The organism is Paraburkholderia guartelaensis, assembly GCF_004353905.1.
In the GTDB taxonomy this organism is placed as follows: domain Bacteria; phylum Pseudomonadota; class Gammaproteobacteria; order Burkholderiales; family Burkholderiaceae; genus Paraburkholderia; species Paraburkholderia guartelaensis.
On the sequence record NZ_SMOD01000046.1, the window covers coordinates 18215 to 37772 of the forward strand.

A 19558-nucleotide genomic window follows, 5' to 3' on the forward strand; every position below is an offset into this window, starting at 1 on the left:
ATGAACTCGATAGCCTTGAATATCGCACCTGTGCAGGAGGTCGAGGCGGGCCACGCCCTCTTCCCGGCGACCGCTTGCCAGGTACGCTACTGGCACGAGCAGAAGGCGTCGCCTAAGGCCTCCGCGCTCAACATCGCCTTCCGGCTGCAATTGTCGGGGCCGCTCACCACCGCGAGCATCGAACAGGTGCTCAGCGAACTGGTCGCGCGGCACGAGATCTTGCGCACCGGCTTCCTGATGACGGGTGCGGGGCTGCGCCAGCAGGTCTGGAGCCGCGCCCCCTTCCGGCTCGAGGTGGTGGATCTCGGCGGTCTGGACGAACAGGCGGCGCTGGCCGAGGCCCAGCGTGTGGGTCAAGAGCAGGCACGCACGCCTTTCGACCTGTCGTCGGCGTCCTTCTTCCGGGCCGTGTGGTTGCCAAGGTCGAGCACGCAAGGCGAGTTGCAGCTGACGTTCCATTCGCTCGTGATGGACGGCTGGTCCTTCGCGATCCTCGTGCGCGAACTCGTGGAAGGACTCGCGGCGTTGCACGCGGGCCATGAACCCGAGTACGCGGACGTCGACCTGCACCATGGCGATTACGCGCTATGGAAGGGTGAGTTCCTGGCCAGTGCGGCGATCGATCGCGCTCGTGTCCATTGGCGCCAGGAGCTTAAAGGGTTCAGCCGCTTCGACGTAAAGGGCGACCGCCCCCGGCCACCGGAGCGGCGCTTCCAGGGCGTCATTCGCTCGATTCTGTTGCCGGGCGAGATGAGCGAGCGTCTGATCGCGGCCGCCAAGGCACAAGGCGTGACGCTCTTCAGCGTGGCGGCCGCGGGCCTCGCGATGTCGCTGCAAAAGACGACTGGGCAGCCCAAAGTCGCCATGGGCACGCAGATGTCGGTGCGCGATCAGCAGGAACTCGAAGGCGTAATCGGGCCGCTCATCAACACGGTGATCCTGCGCCTCGATGTGACCCAGGGCAGTACGCTTGCCGATGTCACCGCACAGTGTGGCGCCAAGCTCAGCGACGCTATCGAGCATCTGCACGTGCCGTTCGAAGAGATGATGGAGATGGCAGGCGATGTATCGGATATGAACCGGCCGCCGCTATGCTCGGTCAACTTCGCGTTGCAGCAAAGCTTCGTCGGCATGGGCGACGAGGTCCGCCGCCAGGATTTCGCCGCGACGACTTCGCCCTCCTTCAACGCGGGCGCGCTCTACGACCTCAACTTCTTCATGGTGCGGCGCCCGGAAGGCTGGCGCATCTCCTGTGAGGGCGATACGGACCTCTACGACATCGAGACGATCGACCGCTATCTGGCCCAATGGCGCGAGGTGCTGGAAGCCGCCGAAGTCATACCGCAGCGAGCGCTCGCGCCCGCCGCCGGAAACGACACGGCGCAAGTCGCGGGCGGCGTCGGCGTCAGCGGTTTTATGAGCCGTGCGGAGCTGGAGGCGAAAGCGCACAACGTCGTGCGCTTCAACGAGGAGGGTTCGCAAACGCCCGTCATCGTGCTCAACAACATCGCGGTCTTGTATGAACTGGCCAAACAGGTCGGCGACGTGCGGCCCATCGTCGACGTTCCCATGGTGCCGAAGACGCCTCAGCCCAACTTCCCGTTGCGCGCTTTCGAGGATCTCGCCGCGGACGCCGTGCGACTCATCAGACTGATCCAGCCAAGCGGCCCTTATATTCTCATGGGCTACTGTGTGCTGGGCGCGATGGCGCTGGAGGCGGCTCACCAGTTGCGCCGCGAAGGCGAGACGGTGGAGCTCGTCGTCCTCACCGACTCCTGGTGCCCGGGGTATCGGGAATCGATGCCCTGGTACGATCGCCTGTTGCGCAAAGTTCAGGTGCGTATGGACGACATTCCGCGCGACTACCGCCTGGCGAAGCGTGGCGAGATGTCCATGATTGCGTTCCTCCAGCAGTTTCGGACCGTTCGCTGGCTTCGTCTCACCCAGCTCGCCGTGAAGTTCGGCCTCCTGAAGAACGACAGCGCGAACAACATGATCGACGACAACCTCTGGTATGGCCGCAATATCGGCTATCTGCGTGAGCAGCAGGTACGATATCGTCCGAAGACCTACGACGGCAATGTCCAGATCTTCCGCAGCGGTCAGGTGCTTAAGGGCCGCCTGTTTGCGCACGACATGGGCTGGGGTGAAGTGATCAGCGGCAAACTGGTCGTCACCGAGGTTCCTGGCATGCACAACCAGATGTTCCGCGCGGCCGGCGCGGCGGTCATGGGCAAGCAACTACTCGACCGCTTTGCCGAAACCGCGCACGACGAACAGGAAAACGCCCTTGAAGGGCCATGATCTCGGTGCGCCACGATAGGGTAAATGGCCTATGTCCCGTTCGCGTAGGGTGTTGCTGGTCGCGCTTTTCGGCGCACTGTCCGTCACCGGCCTTTTTGTCAGACTAGCCGTTCCCGGTCTGTTTCGCCGTGTGCCGGTCGCCGTCGCCAATGCGTCGGAGCCGCCCTCGGGAAGGGTGCGCCTCGCAGTGCTTGGCGACTCCAATAGCCAGTCCTACCACGACACACTGATGTTGGGAGATCCGCGCGCGCGAGGAGGCAAGTGGCGCGCGACCACCTGGCAGTGGACCGAGGTGCTCGCCCAGTTGCGGGGAGACCAGATCGACCAGGGCAAATGGGGCGCGTGGGGAACCGGGAAGTATCGGGCCATCGCCAGCGAAGCTTTGGGTGCGCTCGCCCGCACGCCCCCCAAACAGGACTACCGCTATAACTTCGCGGTTAGCGGTGCGACCTGCAGCCAGTTGATGGGGCAATCGCAGCGCCAGGCGATCCGTCTCGTCGATTTGATGGACACAGAACCACAAGCATGGCGAGGCGGCATCGTGTTCATCCGGATCGGTGACAACGATCTCAGCAGCCACGAGCTATTTGATGAGATGTCACGCGATCCATCTGCATCGCACCCCGCGGCCGTGATCGACGCTTGCATCAAGTCAATTGGCGAAGCCGTCGCGCTGATCCGCAAATATCACCCGGATACCTATGTCGTTCTCTCGACTGCGGCCAGCGGCGCGGATTGGCCGGGCGAGTTCGAAAGCTGGCAATCCGCAAGAGAGATAGCCAATATCGACGCCGGTATAGATCGCTTCAACAATGGCTTGCGCGCGCTCGCCGCAGCAGATCGCCATGTCTATGTTCTCGAAGATGAAGCGTGGTTCAGAAGCATGTGGGGCCAGCGCGACGATCAAGGGCGTCCAAATTACAAGACGGTTCATCTCTCGCCTGGCTGGTCCATCACCAATACGTCCGGCGACGATCCGCACAATGTCTTCCTTTCAGACAGCCATGCCGGCGTAGTCTGGAACACGCTCTGGACCCAGTTCTTTGTCACTTCACTGAACGCCGCTTTCGGGCTGCACATCAAACCGATCACGGACGCCGAGGTCGTCGATTTTCTCAGGCCAAGCTTCAGAGCCGCCGACACAACTTCGGTGACCAGGCAGGAAGCTGTCAACTAGACCGCACATCCCGGGTAAACGCCAAAACCGGCTTGGATGTTCGTCAACGCACATCTGGCCCACGGGCGCGATAGTAGCCTGCAAGCAATATCCCTCTAACCTGCAAAGGTGTGCCATGTCTGTGACTAGCAATGGTGCGGCGTTGGCCGATGCATCCCCCCAGCTCACCTCAGACGGAAAATTCCTGCACGCTTGCAATCAGGAATTCAAAAACAACTTCAATCTGCATCCGTTCAAATTCAATCATCTGTTGCATGAGAGCGGCTTGTTCGAGATCCCAAGGATCGAGGAGGTCGCCCTGCGGATGCTTGAAAAGAATGGCAACGTCCGCGCGATCAACTTCAAGAATAGTTCGCTGGAAGCCAGGTTCAGCGCCATGCCGCATAGCACGCGGCTGAAAGAGGCGTTTGCGAGCGTTCACGAAAACGACTCATGGATCAAGCTGACTCAGGCACACCTTTACGACGCGGACTACGCCCATGTCCTTGAGTCGATTACGGCCGAGCTCGAGGAGTTGTCCGGTTACCCGCTGCGCAGCGACATCACCCTGGTGACGATGACGTTGCTGGTCTCGTCGCCGAATATCTCGACGCCCTTCCACATCGATCACGAAACCAACTTCCTCTTCCAGTTGCAGGGCTCGAAAGACGTATGCCTCTTCCCGGCTACCGATCGCGAGCTGGTGCCTGACCAGGAAGTGGAGCGCTACTACGCGGGCAACTTCGAGGCCGCGCGTTATCGTCGTCAACTGCAGAGTCGCGGCACGATCTTCCGGCTCAACCCGGGTGAAGTGGTGCATCACCCCTCATTGGCGCCGCATTGGGTCAAGAACGACGACAACATTTCGGTGAGTATCAGCATCAACTACTGCATGAGGTCGCTCGAGCAGCGCGCGCGGGTTTATCAGGCTAACTACGTTCTGCGCATGATGGGGCTGAAGCCGTTGCCACCCGGTGTTTCGCCATTGCGTGACAGCTTGAAAAGAAAAGTCATCTCGACGCTCGAACATCGCCACCCCAAAACATTTGCGGAAGTCGTTCACTCGCCGGTGACCCGATTGAAGTCCCCGCTGAATGCAGTTCGGCGTCTGGTCAAACGCTGAACGCCTGCGATGAAATCGTTACGCCAGTCGGACAACCGCGGCATCTGCGCGAGGTAATCATGGACTATATCGGCCGCCCTCACTTTCTGGCTCCGGAGCCTCTCCTGAGGGAAGCGTCAACCTCGCCGGCAGGCGCGCGCGAGACGACTGCGCGGTCCAATCCTGCGCTTGCGGAGGCTCCCTCGGTTAGCGAGCCCTGCCTGTTGTCGCTCGTCGTGCCGTTCTATAACGAGGAGGAGATGATCGGCGCGTTTTTCAGCACGGTCATTCCTGTACTCGAATCGATCGACGGAACCGAGTTTGAAATCGTCTGCGTGAATGACGGCAGCCGCGATGACACGCTGGGCATGCTGATCGGCATGTCGAAGGAAGACAGCCGCATCCGTGTCATCGACCTGACGCGCAACTTCGGCAAGGAGGCCGCGCTTTCGGCAGGGCTCGACGAAGCGCGCGGCGCCATTGTGATTCCTTTCGACGCGGATTTGCAGGACCCGCCGAAAATCATTCCGCTATTGGTCGAGAAATGGCGCGAAGGCCACGACGTCGTCGTTGCCAAACGTGTGAGCCGGCTGACGGATTCCTTCCTCAAGCGCCAGACCGCGGCAATCTTTTATCGCATACACAACGCGATGTGCGACACGAAGATCCCGGAGAACGTGGGTGACTTCCGTTTGATCACGAGGGAGGTCGTGGACGCCCTTAAACAGCTCCCCGAGACGCGGCGCTTCATGAAGGGCCTGTTTGCCTGGGTCGGCTACCGGACCGCAGTCGTCGAGTATGTGCGCGAGCCTCGCCTCGCCGGCAGATCGAAGTTTTCAGGCTGGAAACTGTGGAACTTCGCGCTGGAGGGCTTCACGAGTTTCAGCACGCTGCCGCTTCGCGTATGGACTTACGTCGGCAGCTTCGTGGCATGCATCGCGATTATGTATGCATCGTTTCTCATTGTGCGAACCTTGATTCAGGGGGTCGCCGTACCTGGCTACGCGTCATTGATCTCGGCCGTGCTCCTGCTCGGCGGCGTTCAGTTGATCGGTATAGGCGTACTTGGCGAATACATCGGCCGCATCTACTACGAGTCGAAGAATCGGCCGGTTTACCTGATCCGCCGCCGCTACCAATCTGCAGGCAGCCACGATGCCTGATCTGCGCGCGGTACGAAGGTTTGTGGTCTATGCGGGAGTCGGTGCGATCGGCACCGTCGCGCAGTATGCGATTCTCATTGCGATGGTCCACTCCGGCCTGGCCTCCCCGGCCGTCAGTTCCATGGCCGGGGCGACCGTCGGCGCGATCGTCAACTACAGCCTCAACCGCCAGATCACGTTCCGAAGCAAGAGCAATCCCCTGTCGACCGCACCGAAGTTCGCCATCATCGCCTTGCTCGGCGTATTGATGAACGGCGTGTGCATGAAGTTCTTCGTCACCAGTCTTGGTTTGAACTATCTCATTGCGCAGCTGGTCACGACTGCCCTCGTTCTCGGCTTGACCTATCTGCTCAACTCGGCGTGGACGTTCAACGAAAAGGGGCGCTTTTCCGGAGCGGCCTCCAATGCGTCGAATCAGGTCCCGACGGCAGGCGACGCACCGCCGTCCTGAACACCACTCCCCTTTCGGCGAACCTGGGAGTCTTGTCTGCGCGCACGCATACGCCGATGAATCCGCCTCGCTCGATCGAAAGCCGCGTTGCCCAACGCACAGAGAGGTTCGATTCCACCGGCTAAATTCATCGCGTGACTTGCCTACACGAACGTAAGCGAGACGCCCTGCTGTCATGTGACGGCCGGGGCGACATCGAGCGATGAACGAGGCGTGCAGAAACACGCCATCGGTTCCGAGGATTCGCCACATTGTGCTGGATCGTTCCAGACCGTAGCGGCGTTTGCGTTCGACAAGACGGATATCGGCCCGTGCTCACACCTCGATTGATATTGGGCGTTAATAGCTCATTTTGCTGATTGGACCACTGGGCGGCTAACTCCCTTATCTATTGATCTTCTAGCTGCAGGCGTGGAGGTGCTACATGACAATAAAGTGGTCACGGGGGAATGTGCATTTGATCCTGTCCTGGATCGTCGTCGGCATACTCGGTATCGTCGAAGGCCTCTACGGTCGGACACAATATTATGGCGACTGGATCTCCTATCTCAATGTCAGCTGGGCCGTCACGCACCTCGACTGGCGCGAAATATTCAACCCGTTCTGGAATCCCGGCTATCCCGCATTGGTTGCCGGCGCCCGGGCGTTGGCCGCCCCCACGCCGGACGGCGAGTGGTATGCCATAACGGCAATCAACTGGGTAATCTATCTCGTTGCTTATGCCGCCTGGCGCGGACTGATCCGCAGTGCGCTCGCGCTGTATTGGCCTGGCTCGCTTGCGCTGAGCAAGCACCCGTTCACCATCTGGATTGGGGTTTGCGTTTTTCTTGGCGCCTGCCTCGCGCTTGATTCCGTTTCAGCCGCGTGCCCGGACTTGCTTGTGACCACCGGCTTCCTCCTGGCTTCCGGCCTGCTTCTCTCCCTGATTCGTCGCAAAGACCTGCTGACCGCGACTTTGCTTGGTCTGGTTCTGGGTCTCGGCGTTTGGGTAAAGGGGGTATTCACTCCATTTGCCTGCCTGTTCGTGTTGACGCTTTTCATCTATTGCTGCACGAGGGGCGGCCTGTGGAAATCGCTCGGTGCGGTAGCGGGAACCTTCGGCGTTCTCTTTGCCGTCTACATCGCCGGGATTTCCTGGTCCTATGGGGAATTTACGCTTGGCGCCTCCGGTGCCTTGAATGTCCCCTGGCACGTAAACGAACTTCCTCACCTGACCAATTGGCAAGGCGGACCGGCACAGTTCGGCCGGCCAATCCATCCGACCAGTCAACTGGTAGCGGGCTTGCCGGTGTTCGGCTTTGGTACGCCTTTCCATACGACGTACCCACCCTATAACGACGTCGCATATTGGTACAAAGGCTTTAAGACGTTCTTCAGCTTGAAGATGCAATTGATAGCAATGGGCCGGTCGCTGTGGAGCTTGCAGCAGATACTCAAGCAACATCCAACGGTGCTTTCGCTCGCCGCGGCGCTCTTGTTTATCGTTGCCAGACGGTCATGGCGAGCATCGCTCCTCAAGACAATAATCCGCGTTTGGCCATTGCTGCTGCCAACCGTCGGAGGCTTCGCCACCTATTTTATTGTTCACGTTGAAGATCGTTATCTCAGTGCGTTCGTTATGGTTATTGCGCTTCTGACATGGGCGCCATTGCTTGACGCAACCCTGCAGTCGCGCCGCCTGCTCGCCACAGCGCTCGTCATCATCTATGGCGCAGGCGCGCTCGGTGAGCTTGCCATGACCGACGGGCCTTCGTTCGTGGCGGCGGTCAATCGATCGGACTTTCACGACGACCCGAAATGGCGGATTGCTGACGCGCTCACTGCCTCAGGGTTGCAGCCGGGGGATCCGGTCGCCGTGATCCGGGATAGCTATCCCACTGTCAGAGTCAGCTGGGCCTATGTCTCACGCTTGCGCATCGTCGCCGAGTTCGGCGGTCTCCCGTACCGTATCGAGCCGCAGGACCGTAACCGCCTCGATCGCAAAGACGAAGTCCTCTGGCCGAATTTTAGTGAAACATTCTGGACGAAGCTTACGGCGCAACAGCGTGAAGAGATCATGCAAGCGTTCCATCAAACCGGAGCGCGAGCGGTCGTGTCCCTCGCAATGCCGGATATTGAGCCCGGTCCTGGCTGGGTGGCCCTGAAGGGAACGCCCGCGTGGCTTTACAAGTTCGACGATGTGGCCAATAAACCCACGGTCGCAAGTAATTAGTTATCCGTCGTTTTCACGTCCCACGCAATTGGGTTCCCAGGTGCCAAAGGGTATTGCTTATCCCTCATTAGACTAAGAGGAGCGATCACATGGAGACTACCGCCGTCCCCCCCGTTCTCGAAGCGACATTGCCGGACAAATGGATCGACGCGGATTCCTCGGTGTTTCGGGAGAATTTCGAGCGGAAGAGCTTCGACGTCTCCCACCATCTGGCGTCCCATCCGCTCTTTCAGCTTCCTCAATTGATGGAATTGGCGGAGCGAACCCTGAAAACGCGCCCAGATGACCTCTATTTCGACATGGGTGACGTCGCGCCCGGTCAGAAATGGAAAGATACGAATCGTGCGTTCTCGCCGCTCAATGCGTTAAAGCAGCTGGAAGACTCCAACGCCTGGTTCATTTTCAGAGGCCCGCAACAAGATCCGGCCTACGCCGAGTTGTACAGGCATGCGATGGCGGAGATCAAGGGTATGGTTGGCGGTGACATCGAATCGCAGATCAAGCGCGAAGACCTGATCATTTTCGTGACGTCACCGAAGCGTGTGACGGCCTATCACATCGATCGGGAATGCAATTTCATTCTTCAAATCCATGGGCAAAAGGATTTGTACGTCTTTGATCGCGAAGACCGGCAGGTGCTTCCCGAAGAGGAACTCGAGCGATTCTGGACGATCGACCACAACGCGCCGAACTATCGACCCGAGTTGCAGGACAGGGCGAAGACGTACAAACTGGCCCCCGGCAACGGTGTTCACGTTCCTGTCAATTGCCCCCATTGGTTGAAGAACGGCGACAATATCTCGGTGACGTTGAGCGTAAATTTTCAGTTTCTCAACACGCTGCGCGCGGATGTCTATCGGGCCAACTATTACCTGCGCAAGCTTGGTCTCAACCCCACTCCGCCTGGACGAAGCGGCGTGCGGGATCGCGCCAAGGCCGCGGCTTTCTCGGCGGTGAATACCGCCCGCCGCGTTGCGAAGTCGGCCCTGCAAGGAAGCGACTAGTCTTACGTGTTGCCGTGGCCCGCCCCGGCTCGCCGGGGCGGGCCTTGTTGTTGCACGCACACTGCTGCCCACGGACGCCGCACTGCCCCCTTGCAATTGGGTCCAGCACGATCCCGCGAATCAACCGACCTTTTCAACCAGTGCTCTCCAGCTAGCGAGTATCGGTTCGCGCGCAAAAAGCTCGAGATGCGCGCGCGCCTCCGAAATCCGCCGACCACGCTCCTCGTCCGGCATTTCGGCTAGCGAACGCATACCGAACGCGATCGATTCGCGAGCAAGCGGATCGGCGCACAGCATCGCACCGCCGCCAACTTCCGTCAAAATGCTCCCGCGGGAAACGAGGCATGGCAAATCGTGCTCTATCGCCTCGATCACCGGCATTCCGAATCCTTCGAGCAGACTCATCAGCACGAAGCCGGATGCGTTGCGATAAAGCCAACGAAGTTCTTCATCTTTCGTATAACCCGGCATCACGACACCCGGAGATTGCCTGGCAAGTTCAATAGCGACGTCGGCGCCGGACTCGCGCCCTCCCACAAGGACATACTGCCAGCCTTTCTCCACGAGCCCGCTTGCCGAAAACGCCTCGATACAACGAGCCTGGTTCTTCCGATCGCCGATACTCCCCACCGTCAGCAGAAAGCGGCGCGAAACGCCTTCCACCGGACGCCCCTCTCCTTTCTTGACTCCCAAACGGGTTGGAATATAGATGACGTTCGACGAGGCAAAGTCATTGCCGTACAGCGCGTGAAATTCCCGCTGCGAAGTCTTGCTGACGAAGACCATATGGGGCTTCATTCGCCGGATCTCGTCATAAGCCCGAACGTACAGTTCATTGACACCTGGTGCGAAGTATTCTGGATGGGTGATCGGACCCACATCGTGGCAGAGCACAATGTCTCGCGCTTCCAGGCGATGGCGCACGACGCTCAGTGGATCGAGATGCAGCGTAGGGCGTGGATCGCGAATGACCGGCAAAAATGAAACGAGCCGCGACCTGTTGACCCGTGCAATGGTTTCCTTGTGGGTCAAGCGGCCCACGATCCGGCGCATCAGATCACTATGGGGAAATTCGTGAAATCGGCCGTAATGGACCCTCGTCACCCTGGCGCCGAGCGTTGAAATGATGTCCTTCCCCAAAAAGAGCTTGCCGGTTCGATCATTGAGCGCCAATGAGAAGTCGACATCAATAGACATTACGTGCCCCCAACATCGCTTTTCTATAAGGAATTCAGCCGCTCACGGCCTTCACGGTCTCGAAGATGCTGCGCGCCGCCTGTCTCCAGGTGAAGCCACCAGCCTGCCGGCGTCCGGCGGATATCAGTGACTGCCGCACGGACTCATCGTTGAGTACGGTCAAAATATTCATTCGCCAGGCGTCCGCGTCGAATGGATCGGCGTAAAGCACCGCCTTGCCACAAACTTCCGGAAGCGCGCCAAACGGTGCAGCGACGACCGGGCAACCCAGCACCATTGCCTCCAGCGGCGGCAGACCAAACCCTTCTGTAAGCGAGGGAAAGGCGAGTGCGCCGGCGTGGGTCATCAGCCCAACGAGCTCGGCATCGCTAATGCGGCCGGTAAATCGCACGTTGGGAGGCACGACATGCCCGAGACTTTCGAAGTCGGCCTGGCTCGCACTGCCAAACAGCACGAGTTCGACGTCGCTCAGCTGTGCGCCTGCGAAGGCCTTGAGCAAAATGCCGACGTTCTTGTGTTTCTGGGTGTTCGCGAGTGCGAGCACATAGCGCCGGGGCTTCAGGCTCAACGCCGCGAGTTGTCGCGCGTCCGGCTGGACCTGCAGAACATGGTCGCAGCCGTTATGCACGACGACAATCTTGTCGGCGTTGGCAATGCCATAGCGCACCAGCTCGGCTTTAGAGAACTCGGATACGGTAAAGATGATCTTGTGACGTTTGCCGATAAAAAAGTAGAGCGATTTGTACCAAAGCCGGAAAGGAAGCGAATAGGATTCTGGGGCCGAATATACCTGTGCATCGTGGATCATCGTCGCCGAATCCCGATGAAGCAAAGGCCCGAGATTACATAGATTAAGAATGAAGTCCCTTCTGCGAGCCAGGGGAAGATAGCATTGCTCCCACGCGATCCGGTGAATCTTGCGAACCCAGCGACTCTCGCGAACGCACGCAATATTACGGTAGAGTGGAATCTCAACGCGGTCTCTGACGACGAGGGCGCAATCGACGCCGCTGCCGGCTTGCGCGGCAATCAGCGCATCGGTCGCAGCGACGAGTTGCTCGGCAACCTTGTGCACGCCCGTCGGCGCTGCCCCGAAGAACTTGCCATTGAACGCTATCGTCTTCGACGCGATCGTTTTCATAACCCCCCTCCACGTTCAAGCGTCAATTCTCTTCAGTCAATGGCCCGGCAATCGATCAGATGGCAGCTCAAGCGGCAGCAACGTTAGCCCAGAGGTTTCGAGCAAGATTCGCGCTACGCGATTTCCGTCCTTCCGCAGGACAGTGCCGCTTTCTCCGACGGGTATGCTATCGACCCACGCGGCGCAGCACTGCTGGATACCGCACGCAAACGCGTGCATAGCCAGCCTCCGCGTACCGGCTCAAACGGGAGTATCGGCGGCCGTGGCGTCGAGAACCGGTTTAGGCGTCGATCGGCCAAATCGGGATACGAGCCACGCACGGATGGGCGTATCGATGAAACGCATGATGAGATAACTGGTCAGCAGGATCGCGGGCAAGAACACGGCGGCCTCCAGAATCGGATCCTTTCTGTGCATCAACTCCTGATAGACGCCGTTGAGCCAGACAAACGTGGGGTAATGCAACGCGTACACGGGATACGACAGTTCCCCAAGAACGAGCGCGACCGTCCGTACGGGCCCGGTGAGCGCAATCGAAGATCCGCCGAGGATCAGCAACGGCATCACGGCGGCGGCCCACAGCCACTGCACGAAGAACGGGATCTGGCCATTCCACCCCATCATGACCATGGTTGCGACGCACGCTGGAAGAAAAAGCGACTTCCAGATCTTCAACGAGAGCAGCCCGAATTTCACATGGCAGTGGTAAAGCAGGACGCCCAGATAATAAGCGCCGAATACACGTGGAAAGCCGGACAGGAAAGTCTGCGGCGTATCGCCTCCCATACCGAATACCGCGGTAAGCGCGTAGCCCGCGATCGCCACGGTGAGCGCGAACTTTATTCCGTCGAATCGGCGTGTGAGCATCCAGAAGACGTTGACGACCAACTCGAGGAACAGCGTATATTCGGGGCCATTGAGCGGAAACACCTGCGGCCCTCCAATTGCATGCGGAGCACCGAAGACCGGAATGCACGATAGTCCAAGGAGCGTGGCGGCCGCGAGCCAGCCTGGAGAAACGTCGGAATCGTGAAACAGAACATATCTCGCCGCGAGATACGATGCGCTCAACAAGGTTCCGATCACGATCATCGGCATCAGCCGTATGAGTCTGATACGCGCGAAAAGCGCACCGCTCATCCCTCTTTCGAAGCGGCCACGATACGCCACGCACAGGACGTAACCCGACAGGCCAAAGAAGAAGTCAACAGCAATACCGGCGTTGGGGGCCAACCATGGGATCCCCAGCCAGTGATTGAAGTGAAAGAGCAGGACCGATATGGCTGCGAGGCCGCGCAGGCAATCTGGCACTGCCAAATGGGAGTCTTTGTTCATCGCGTGCGACTAACACAAGCCCTATAGGAAACCTTCTCCGCTACTAATATGTTGTCCGAATCGGAAGTCCCCTCAGAGGCTTGATTGCTAAAAGCTCTCGGGTCGCTCAGGCGTGAGCCTTCCACGAAAGAAGTCCCACAATCCGATCAGGTTCCCCATGAGACGCCCTCGCCGGTCGATCCAGGGTTCCGGTGCAAAGCTTCGCACTATGTTGCTCGCGATATTGCGTATGACATGATCGACCGCCGGGCGCAAAGGCATGGTCTTCTTTTTCACCAGATAGAACGGGTTGATGACCTGCGAATAACCCAGTTTGCATCCGGATACCCTGCCGCGTTTGACTCCCATGTGCACACCGAGCGCAGTATTGATACGCACGACGAGATAGCCCCGATTCCAGATCTGGCCTCCGAAATCACGATCCTCCTGCCAGCCATAGAGAACGAGGCGCTCGTCAAAGCGCAGACCAGCGATGCTGCTGGCGCGGAACGCCATGTTGCACCCGTACGGGCCACCGGTCGGCGCGACGATCAACCGTTCCGGAAGATCGCCGATCTTCGCAACGATGGCGCGCCCTTCCTCGACGGAATAACCTGGCCCATGAATGCCATCCGCGATGACGGTTCCGGTGACACAAGCAATGGACGGATCGCTATCCAGCGCCTTGAGGACTTCCGCAATCCACTTGCTATGCATCAGGAAGTCATCGTCGAGGAAAATCACGACGTCGACGTCGTCCGGCACATGATCCAATGCATGATTGCGTTGCGTCGTAAGTCCGGGTCGCCCCTTCAGTACGATCAAGCCGGGTTGGACAGACAGGTCGCCAACGTCCTCGTCCGAGACGCAGGAGACGATGATCAGATCAGGTTTAACCGTTTGCAAGTCGACGAAGGCAACGACGTCCTTGAGAATGTCTGCGCGACCACGAGTGGCGAAGATCAGGCAGATTCTCGGATCTTTGCCAGGTGAAGGCTGACTCATTGGCTCGGCCATCGTGACTCGCGAACTGAAGCTCGATTCCATCATTGACCTCATCGATCATTGCCCGCAGGAATGCGGAGGACGCAGCATCGACACGCGAGGCATCGCACTCCTGCCTGCCGCATGCACCCGCAGATCTCACGCGTACACCACAACGCATGCGCAAAGCGATTCGCGGCGTTCGTTATTCGAGCCATCTTCCAAATCTCGCCGGCAAAGAGAAACCTTCGTTGATTCCGAGAATCTCGCGAAACAAGCCTGCTTTCCAGATCCCGAAAATCAACATGACCAGCAATGATCCTTCCGCGAGTATTCGCGCGTACACCATACCTGCGGCCCCCCAGTGGCTGGCAAGCGGAATGGCCGCCATCAGGTTCACCACCGCGCTGATCACACCGCTCCACGCAAGCAGCTTTTCAAGTTTTCGGGGAATCAGGAAATAGATACCGAGTACCCGCGTGCAAACGGTAAGCGGCAGAATGAACACCATGATATTGAGAACCGGGACGGCATGACGCAGCTCCGGCCCAAATATCAGCGGTATGAGCCATTCAGAGAGCAATCGCGTGAGGATCACTCCGGCTACCGCTCCGACAAAGAATACGGCAAATGTCCGCCGGGCAAGCAGATTCGCGCGGGCCGGGTTACGGGTCACCAGATACATGACCTTCGGCGCCAGAATCTGCGCGGCGGGCGCCATGATGCTCAATGCGGCACCCACCAGGCGCTCAGAGAGACCAAAGGCACTCACTTCCTGGGCCGCGGCCAGCAGCGACAAAATGTAGGTGGATGCATCCAGCACCAAAACCGCTGTTCCGCTGTAGATGAAGATCGTGGCCGAGCGCTTGATCAGACCCATGGCCGCACGCACGGGTGAAAGGAAGCCGCTGTATTCTTTTCGAACAAGCCAATATGCCACCAGCGTCTGGATCATGCTGGAGGTAAAAATCACGGGAAACGCGCGGTCGACATCAGCGGGCTTCCGAATGAAGGTAAAGATCAGTGCGAGCGAAAGAAGGAGCCCCAGTACTTCGATCAGGACATTGGTGCGCGGGCGTCCTGTGCTGGTGAAATACCAGCCAATGTTAAAGGCGGACAGCAGCCCTCCGGCAACGACAAAAATACCCGCAAGAGGCACATTAGCAATGATTTCCGACCGGCTGACCGCGATGCCTCCGACGATCGCACCGGGAATGGACAACAGCAGCCGGGCCGTGAATTGATCCCGAAAAATCGTATCGCGCTCGCTCGCGATTTCGGTATGGACGATATCCCGTCCCCCGATGGTCGAAAAACCGAAGTTGACGACCAGCCAGAGTGCACTGGAAAGCGACAGTCCGGCCAATACCACCCCGTAGCCACTCGAACCCAGCACTCTTCCGTAATAAGGAATGAGAACGAGTGGGTAGAGGTAACGTATTGCGTACGAGAAATAAACAGCCAGCAGTTCAAGCTTTGACAGCGACGAGTGAACCTTATTCATGAGCCCCCCTGGCAACCCATCCGCCGCGCGCGGGCACACGTCGCAGCACACGCGGCGAGAGTGCGCCCGCTGCGGCCGCAAATATATAGAAACAAGAACCCAGCTCGAAGACGCTAAGCGAAGCCGATGCGACGATCAACGTCGCGATCATGGCGTGCCGCGCCGCATAAGCGACGGCTCGCTCCGTGAAGGGGTAATGGGCAGGCACCGGCGTCAGCAGAGTCTTGCCCAGAAACGTGCCGTAACACACCACACCCACGATGCCAAGGCTTGCCACCAGCACCACCAGAAAGCTCGACGCACGAATGCTTCCCAGTCCAACACCTATTCCATACGTATCGAAGAAGTTGGTGATGCCCTGAGAATTCCAGCCCATTCGCTCGACACCGGAGTCGCTACCCGCCTTGCTCAGAATCGCGGCGTCGACGAAATCACTGAGCACCTTCACCACCCCCGGCAGAAAGACGATCACGTAGAGCACGGCCAACAGACCCGCGCAGGCCGAAATGACACACAGCCGTTGCTTGCGTACGGGGGCGAAACGCGAGATCACGGCGGGCCGGCTAAGGAGCAGTACGAACTGATACGCCCCTAACCCGACATACGCGGTTCCCGAAGTCGACAGCAGCAGGAGGCATCCTGTTGCGATCGAAAGCGGACCGGCCAGTTTCGGGCGATAGCCGACGAGCCAAAGATTCAGGCAAAAGACAAAGATCGGCAGCGTAAACGCCGCAAAGCCGGACGTTTCACTGAACGTGCCGCTGATGCGAACCATCCCGGCCATTTCCTGGCCGGTCAAATCGGCGAACTGCGCCGTCTTGATTACCGAGAGAACGTCGAGGCCCGCCGCGTGCGCAACGATATCGATCACGCCGGCAAGCACGTCGAGCGAGGCGAGCAGGAAGATGGCGTTGGCGAGCGTCCGGTATACGCCCCGATATTGCAGGAACGCAAACATGGAGCAATACACTATAACGTCGGCGATGCAATAGATCGTCTGAGACAAGTTGCCGGAGACAGGGCCAAGTGGCTGCAATACGATGAACTGACTGCTGCGGTCGACAGGGAACACGAGTGTTGCGCCGCTCAGCAAACGCGGCAGCAGGATGGCACCCGTAACCCCCCAGACGCAGGTGCAGAGCAGCCAGAAGCCGGGCTTGCCCTGCGCGACCGCGTCAGCGAGCCCCTTCCCGCCCACGAGATTGAACGCCCTGAGTGCGAAGAACGCGAGAAAGACTTGAGCCGGCAAAATGCCGATGCCGCCCAGGCTGAGCGCGAGCGTACATCCAAACAGGGAAAACGCCGCCATGCCGTAAATCGCGCCGCGATACGACACGTAGAGCGCCGCCAGTCCGGCGACGAACACGATGACTCCGAATATCGTCAGTTCCACTTGCCGAAACCCCTATGCGTTCACCCAGCATTCGTGCGTGAACGATCTCGTTATTGTGCCGACTCAGGCTGAATGCCAGCGCCGCACCACTGGCGGCGTGTCGGCGAGCACTTTGTCGGCATCCATCGCGCGTTCCACTACACTGAGAAACTCCTGCTTGAATCGCTCTTCCGTAAAGCGCATCGCATTGCGGCGGCAAACTTCCGCTTTGAGCGGCGGCTGCCGCTCGAAGCGCTCCACCGCATCGACAATTGATGCCACGCTTTGCTCGCTGAAGAAGAGTCCCGTGCCGCGTTCGGGGTCCGGCGAATCCACCACGATCTCCCGCGAGCCTCCACGACCCAAAGCGATGACCGGCGTGCCGCAGGCCTGTGCCTCGACAACCGAAATGCCGAAGTCTTCCTCCGCCGCGACGACGAACGCCCGCGCACGCTGCATGTGGTCGACCAGAACGTCATCGGGCTGATAGCCGAGCAACGTCACATTGGGCGTGGCACACGCCTTCACACGCGCAAAGTCGGCGCCATCACCGATCACCACGAGACGCCGTGACGGCATCGCGGCGAATGCCTCGACGATGAGCGGAATCCGCTTGTATGGCACCATGCGCGAGGCAATCAAATAGAAGTCTTCGTGCTGGTCACCCAATTCGAACCGCTCCACATCGACGGGCGGATAGACCACAGTGGCCTCGCTGCCGTAGGCTTTGCGAATGCGTCGCCCCACAAAGGCAGAATTGGCGACGAAGGCATCCACGCCATGCGCCGTACGCTGGTCCCAGATACGCATGTAGTGAAGCAACGCACGCACGATCCAGCTTTTCATGCCGCGCTGCAGTCCGGCTTCGCACAGATACTGGTGCTGCAGATCCCACGCATACCGGATCGGCGAGTGCACATAACTGACATGCACCTGGTTCGGACCGGTCAAAATCCCCTTGGCCACAGCATGGCTCGAGGAGATCACGAGATCGTAGGACGACAGATCGAACTGCTCGATCGCCAGCGGCATGAGCGGGAGGTAAGTGCGAAACGATTTGCGCGCCCGCGGCAGATGCTGAATGAACGAAGTCGTTGCATGCCTGCCGCCGAGCACTCCCCGTTGCGACTCCGGGAAGAAGTCGACAACGCTGTATAGATCGGCCTGTGGAAAGAGCTGAAGAATCTGCTCCACGACCTTCTCCGACCCCGCGTAGGTGACAAGCCACTCATGCACGAGCGCGACGCGGCCGAATCGGCGGGTGTCGTTCGCAAGATTGGATGCAAGCGTCACATTAGCCACGGCGAGATCTCCTCGATCAACCTGGTCGCAGTCGCTCGCCAGGTGAGCTCCGCAGTCCGTGCGCGGCCCCGTTCGCGCAGATTCTCGCGTAACGCGGCGTCGCTCGTGATTCGCTCGAGCAAGCTCGCCAGTTCCGCAGGGTCGTCTGGCGAGGTGTAGAGCACGGCGTCGTTGCACGCCTCCTGAACAGCCGGCAGCCGCGAAGCGATCACTGGGCAGCCAAGCGCCAGCGCCTCGACCGGCGGCAACCCGAAGCCCTCGTAGCGTGATGGATACACGAAGCACGCCGCGCGCCGATAGAGCGCAGCGAGTTCGCTATCGCTCACGTATCCGAGATGCTTCACGAACGCGGGCAACGCATCCTGGCCCGTTCCGTAGACCCGTGCGTCGCCCCCGCCTACCACGATGATGTCGAACTGCGCGTCACGAATGAGGCGCGCCGCCTCGGCCACGAGCTGAAAATTCTTGTGACGATTGAGGCTTCCCACTGCAAGCACGAATGGACGTTCGTCGAGCGTGACTGAAGTTGGAGCCGCATCCTGTTGCACACGCAACATGTGCTCGCCGCTCTCCGGCACAACGCCGATCTTGTCTGCCGGAATCCGGTAAGCGTCACACAACTCACGCCGCGAGAATTCCGACACGGTAATGACACGCCGCGATATGCGGCCAAGACGCGGCGCCATCAGACGATACCAGGCAACAAAGGACCGGCTGTAGCTGTCCGGCACGCGCGCGGGCGCCGCGTCGTGCAGCACCGTGATTTGACGGCGATACCACAGGGGGCCGGAGTTGCAGAGATTGAGCAGCAACCGTCCGCGTGCGGCTTGCGGCAGCGCCAGTTGTTCCCAACGCAGGCCACCGCCCTTTCCGCTCGCGCGCAACGCGACGTGCCGGAACGGATTCGGCATGGCGGCCAGCGCTTCGGGAACGATGATCTCGGTCCGCAATCCGGCAACGCGTGGATCGCGCAGCTCGATCAACTGGTCGAGCGCCCGGATCGTCTCGAACGCAAAGCGATCGACACCCGTCGCGCGGCGACCCAGAAAGCGGCCGTTAATCATCAGGTTGGGGGCAAGCACGTGTTTCATCCCAAGGTGGAAGGCATTGCTCACGGCCGGATTCAACGGGCCGCGCCATGCAATTCATATGTCTTGAAGTGTGGCCGGTCTTCGCACCGGCGAATGTTCGCCGTCGCTCATGTCACGCCAACTCGCGCATCCAAAGCCGGTCTCGGAGAGTCAGTTGCGAATTGCGATGGAAAGTCGCCGCTAATGCGATTGACGGGTCCGGTCAAATGACCAGTGACTGAAAGGCGTGATGAGCTCGCGCCTCGTGCGGACGGACAGTCA

Annotated in this window: 15 protein-coding genes; 7 read left to right on the plus strand and 8 right to left on the minus strand. The window is 59.5% G+C overall.

What is annotated here, in order from left to right:
* The 7 genes from E1N52_RS36300 to E1N52_RS36330 all read left to right on the plus strand — a co-directional run bounded on the left by E1N52_RS36300 (position 1) and on the right by E1N52_RS36330 (position 9392).
* Positions 1-2304, plus strand: coding sequence for a condensation domain-containing protein (locus tag E1N52_RS36300; protein WP_133188914.1), 2304 nt, complete (start codon positions 1-3; stop codon positions 2302-2304).
* Positions 2305-2335: 31 nt separating this feature from the next.
* Positions 2336-3481: an SGNH/GDSL hydrolase family protein gene (locus E1N52_RS36305; protein WP_133188916.1), complete on the plus strand. Its 1146-nt coding sequence runs from the start codon at positions 2336-2338 to the stop codon at positions 3479-3481.
* Positions 3482-3596: 115 nt separating this feature from the next.
* Positions 3597-4583 carry a cupin-like domain-containing protein gene (locus E1N52_RS36310; protein WP_133188918.1) on the plus strand — a complete coding sequence of 329 codons (987 nt, stop codon included), beginning with the start codon at positions 3597-3599 and terminating at the stop codon, positions 4581-4583.
* Positions 4584-4642: 59 nt separating this feature from the next.
* On the plus strand, positions 4643-5725 hold the full coding sequence (locus E1N52_RS36315; RefSeq protein ID WP_133188920.1) for a glycosyltransferase family 2 protein: 1083 nt from the start codon (positions 4643-4645) through the stop codon (positions 5723-5725).
* Positions 5718-6176: a GtrA family protein gene (locus E1N52_RS36320; protein WP_133188922.1), complete on the plus strand. Its 459-nt coding sequence runs from the start codon at positions 5718-5720 to the stop codon at positions 6174-6176. Before E1N52_RS36315 ends, E1N52_RS36320 begins: the two co-directional genes overlap by 8 nt.
* A 424-nt stretch (positions 6177-6600) precedes the next feature.
* Positions 6601-8388 (plus strand): hypothetical protein, encoded by a 1788-nt coding sequence (locus tag E1N52_RS36325; RefSeq protein WP_133188924.1) that lies wholly within the window; start codon positions 6601-6603, stop codon positions 8386-8388.
* An 89-nt stretch (positions 8389-8477) separates the two neighbouring features.
* A complete protein-coding gene (locus E1N52_RS36330) occupies positions 8478-9392 on the plus strand; it encodes a transcriptional regulator (RefSeq protein ID WP_133188926.1) in 915 nt (304 codons plus the stop codon).
* A 120-nt stretch (positions 9393-9512) separates the two neighbouring features.
* On the opposite strand, the gene E1N52_RS36335 is transcribed toward E1N52_RS36330, so the two are convergent.
* The 8 genes from E1N52_RS36335 to E1N52_RS36370 all read right to left on the minus strand — a co-directional run bounded on the left by E1N52_RS36335 (position 9513) and on the right by E1N52_RS36370 (position 19297).
* On the minus strand, positions 9513-10589 hold the full coding sequence (locus tag E1N52_RS36335; RefSeq protein WP_133188928.1) for a glycosyltransferase: 1077 nt from the start codon (positions 10587-10589) through the stop codon (positions 9513-9515).
* A gap of 34 nt (positions 10590-10623) precedes the next feature.
* Complete coding sequence (locus E1N52_RS36340; protein WP_133188930.1) at positions 10624-11730, minus strand: glycosyltransferase family 4 protein; 1107 nt, start codon at positions 11728-11730, stop codon at positions 10624-10626.
* A 240-nt stretch (positions 11731-11970) separates the two neighbouring features.
* On the minus strand, positions 11971-13065 hold the full coding sequence (locus E1N52_RS36345) for an acyltransferase family protein (protein WP_133188932.1): 1095 nt from the start codon (positions 13063-13065) through the stop codon (positions 11971-11973).
* A gap of 87 nt (positions 13066-13152) precedes the next feature.
* Complete coding sequence (locus E1N52_RS36350; RefSeq protein ID WP_205965727.1) at positions 13153-14094, minus strand: glycosyltransferase family 2 protein; 942 nt, start codon at positions 14092-14094, stop codon at positions 13153-13155.
* Between the two features lie 139 nt (positions 14095-14233).
* Positions 14234-15532: an oligosaccharide flippase family protein gene (locus E1N52_RS36355; RefSeq protein ID WP_133188934.1), complete on the minus strand. Its 1299-nt coding sequence runs from the start codon at positions 15530-15532 to the stop codon at positions 14234-14236.
* Entirely contained in the window at positions 15525-16925 is a 1401-nt protein-coding gene (locus E1N52_RS36360; RefSeq protein WP_246089373.1) for a hypothetical protein, read from the minus strand. The genes E1N52_RS36355 and E1N52_RS36360 overlap by 8 nt, the downstream gene beginning before the upstream one ends.
* 63 nt (positions 16926-16988) lie before the next feature.
* Positions 16989-18206 carry a glycosyltransferase family 4 protein gene (locus E1N52_RS36365; RefSeq protein ID WP_133188936.1) on the minus strand — a complete coding sequence of 406 codons (1218 nt, stop codon included), beginning with the start codon at positions 18204-18206 and terminating at the stop codon, positions 16989-16991.
* Positions 18194-19297 carry a glycosyltransferase family 4 protein gene (locus E1N52_RS36370; protein ID WP_133188938.1) on the minus strand — a complete coding sequence of 368 codons (1104 nt, stop codon included), beginning with the start codon at positions 19295-19297 and terminating at the stop codon, positions 18194-18196. The genes E1N52_RS36365 and E1N52_RS36370 overlap by 13 nt, the downstream gene beginning before the upstream one ends.
* Between the last annotated feature and the right edge of the window lie 261 nt (positions 19298-19558).